General features: G+C 78.8%; 5 protein-coding genes. 3 read left to right on the forward strand and 2 right to left on the reverse strand.

All coding sequences use genetic code 11. The features are described from left to right. Positions 1-47: 47 nt before the first annotated feature. Both E2C05_RS35305 and E2C05_RS30745 read right to left on the reverse strand, forming a co-directional pair. Positions 48-257 carry a hypothetical protein gene (locus E2C05_RS35305; RefSeq protein WP_133223412.1) on the reverse strand — a complete coding sequence of 70 codons (210 nt, stop codon included), beginning with the start codon at positions 255-257 and terminating at the stop codon, positions 48-50. A gap of 25 nt (positions 258-282) precedes the next feature. Next, a complete protein-coding gene (locus E2C05_RS30745; RefSeq protein ID WP_133223413.1) occupies positions 283-561 on the reverse strand; it encodes a PepSY domain-containing protein in 279 nt (92 codons plus the stop codon). A 133-nt stretch (positions 562-694) separates the two neighbouring features. On the opposite strand from E2C05_RS30745, the gene E2C05_RS30750 reads away from it, so the two are divergent. The 3 genes from E2C05_RS30750 to E2C05_RS30760 form a co-directional block, all read left to right on the forward strand. Continuing rightward, positions 695-1003, forward strand: coding sequence for a PepSY domain-containing protein (locus tag E2C05_RS30750; protein ID WP_133223414.1), 309 nt, complete (start codon positions 695-697; stop codon positions 1001-1003). Then, positions 1003-1668, forward strand: a complete 666-nt coding sequence (locus E2C05_RS30755; protein WP_133223415.1) for a response regulator transcription factor — start codon at positions 1003-1005, stop codon at positions 1666-1668. The genes E2C05_RS30750 and E2C05_RS30755 overlap by 1 nt, the downstream gene beginning before the upstream one ends. Positions 1669-1870: 202 nt before the next feature. Then, the coding region (locus E2C05_RS30760; protein WP_133223416.1) for a sensor histidine kinase at positions 1871-2847 on the forward strand (977 nt) is incomplete at its 3' end.

Here is a 2847-nt window from a genome sequence, read left to right on the forward strand (position 1 = left end):
TGGGGCCGGGCATGCGGCCCGACTCGGCAGCCGGGTGCCGGCCGCGCTCACCCCGGCCGTCCGGATGCGGCGCGCCGGTGCGGCCCGCCCCGGCGGCGCAGGCCCGGGTACAGGGTCGCGTCCTCCTGGCGCCGGCCGGCGGCGCGGGGCGCCTCGCTTCCGGAGTCCGGCCCGGCCGCGAGCGCGAGCAGGGCCGGCACCGAGCCGAGCAGGAGCAGGAACAGCGCCAGCAGGCCGAGCGCCGGGTCCTGGAGCATGGGCATTCCCCTCCGCCCCGCCCGGCTAGCGCCGGTCCTCGCTGCGCAGGACCTGGCCGGTGGCGGCGTCCAGGCGCAGCTTGACCTCCCGCCCGTCCCGGTCGGTGGCCTTCACCTCGAAGCCCTCGCGCTCCCGCTCCATCTCCCGGATCAGGAAGCCCTGGGCCTCCAGCCGGGCGGCGAGGTCGGAGAAGCGCAGCGCCTCGGCCGGCGCGGCGGGCGCGGGCTGGCCGGCGGCGATGCCGGCCCAGGCGGTGGCGCCCAGGGCGAGCCCGAGGCTGGCGGCGAGCATGGTCTGGCGCATGCGGGAACTCCTGCGGTGACGGCCGGCGGCGGGCTGCCGCTGGCCTTGGCAGGGTGATAGCGGGCCCGCGCTGACGGGCCGCCGCGCGCCGCCGTCAGCGCCGCGTCAGCGGCCATGGCGTAAGCGGCGCGCCATGCCGCCCCGCCGCGCCCTGCTCTGCCTGCCGCTGCTGCTCCTGCCGGGTGCCGCCGCGCGGGCCGATGACCGGCGGCGCAGCGAGCAGGACCGGGCCCGCCGGGCGCTGGCTGAGGGGCGCATCCGGCCGCTGTCGGAGATCCTGGCGCTGGTGCAGCCGCAGCTGGGCGGCGAGGTGATCGGGGTGGAACTGGACGAGGAGGACGGCGCCTTCGTGTACGAGATCAAGGTGCTGACCCCGCGTGGCAAGCGGCGGGAGGTGGAGGTGGATGCCGCCACCGGCCGCATCCTGAAGGTGGACGACTGATGCGCCTGCTGCTGGCCGAGGACGACCCGCGCATCGCCGCGCATGTCCGCCGGGCGCTGGAGGCGGCGGGCTACCGCGTGGACCTGGCCACGGACGGGGAGGAGGCGCTGTTCCGCGGCGAGACGGAGGATTATGCGCTGGTCGTCCTCGACCTCGGCCTGCCGCGGCTGGACGGGCTGGCGGTGCTCAAGCGCTGGCGGGCGGCGGGGCGGCATGTGCCGGTGCTGGTGCTGACCGCCCGCGGTGCCTGGTCGGAACGGGTGGAGGGCATCGATGCCGGCGCCGACGACTACCTGCCCAAACCCTTCCGGGTGGAGGAATTGCTGGCCCGGGTGCGGGCGCTGCTCCGCCGCTCCGCCGGGCTGGGGTCGCCGCTGATCGAGGCGGGGCGCCTCGCCCTCGACACCCGGCTGAAGGAGGTGCGGCTGGACGGCGTGCCGGTGCCGCTCTCGGCGCTGGAATGGCGCTTCCTCAGCCTGCTCGCGCACCGGCCGGGGCAGGCCGTGGCGGTCGGCGAGATCGTCGAGCATCTCTACGGCGACGACGATGCGCGCGATGCCAATGCGGTGGAGGCGCTGGTGCTGCGGCTGCGCCGCAAGCTGGGCGCCGAGGCGATCGAGACGCGCCGCGGCCTGGGCTATGCCCTGCCCGCCGCGCCGGCGTGAGGCCGGCGGCCGCACCGCCTGGCCTCCGGCCGGCACCGCCGGCCGAAGCGCCGGACGCCGCCCGCCGCGATGGGATCCGACCGGCGGCGCTGCGCGACGCCGATGGCCACCCGCGACGCGGCGCGCCAGGGCCGCGCGGTGGCCGTCCGGCGGCCGCAGGCACGACCGGCTGGACCGGGGGTCCTGCCCCATGACCCTCGGCATGCATCCGCCGCGCTCGCTCCGCCTGCGGCTCCTCCTCGCCGGGCTCGTCTCGGTCGCCCTCGCCCTCGGCGCCGCGACGGCCGGACTGTCGCTGCTGTTCACGCGGCAGGCGGAACGGCAGCTGGCACGGGAGCTGGCGGCGGTGGCTGAGGGGCTCGCCGCGCAGCTCGACCGCACCGGGCCGGGCGGCGCCTGGGTGCTGGGCGCGGCGCCGGGCGATGCGCGCTACGACCGGCCGCTCTCCGGCGCCTACTGGCAGGTTTCGCGCCCGGGTGGCCCGTCGGTGCTGCAGTCGCGCTCGCTCTGGGACGCCACCCTGCTGCCGCCGGCGCCGGTGGCGGCGGATCCCGACGCGCCGCTCCGCCTCCCCGGGCCGGGCGGCCAGGCGCTGCTCGCCATCCGGCGGGACGTGACCATGCCGGCGCGGCTGGGCGGAGAGACGCTGGTCATCCTGGCCGCCCGCGACGCGGCGGAGGTCGCGGCCGCCGGCGCCGAATTCCGCCGCGGCCTGCTGCCTTTCCTCGGCGTCATCGGGCTGCTGCTGCTGGCCGCCGCCTCGGCGCAGCTGGCGGTGGGCCTGGCGCCGCTCGGCACGGTGCGGCGGCGGCTCGCCGCCATCCGCTCGGGCCAGGCCGCGCGGCTGGGGGAGGCGGGGTTCCCGTCCGAGATCCTGCCCCTGGCGCGGGAGCTGGACGGGCTGCTGGCGCAGCGGGAGCGCGACGTGGCCGCCGCCCGGACCCGCGCCGGCGACCTGGCGCATGGGCTGAAGACGCCGATCCAGGTGCTGCTGGCGGAGGCGGAGCGGCTGGAGGCGGCGGGGCAGGCGGAGGCCGCCGCGGCGGTGGGCGAGGCGGCGGAGGCGATGCGCCGGCATGTCGAGCGCGAACTGGCCCGCGCCCGCCGACTGGGCCGCGGCGCCGGGGAGCGGGCGGCGCCGCGGCGGGTGGCGGAGCAGGTGGCCGGGGTGCTGGGCCG

Source organism: Paracraurococcus ruber (assembly GCF_004353985.1).
GTDB lineage: Bacteria > Pseudomonadota > Alphaproteobacteria > Acetobacterales > Acetobacteraceae > Paracraurococcus > Paracraurococcus ruber.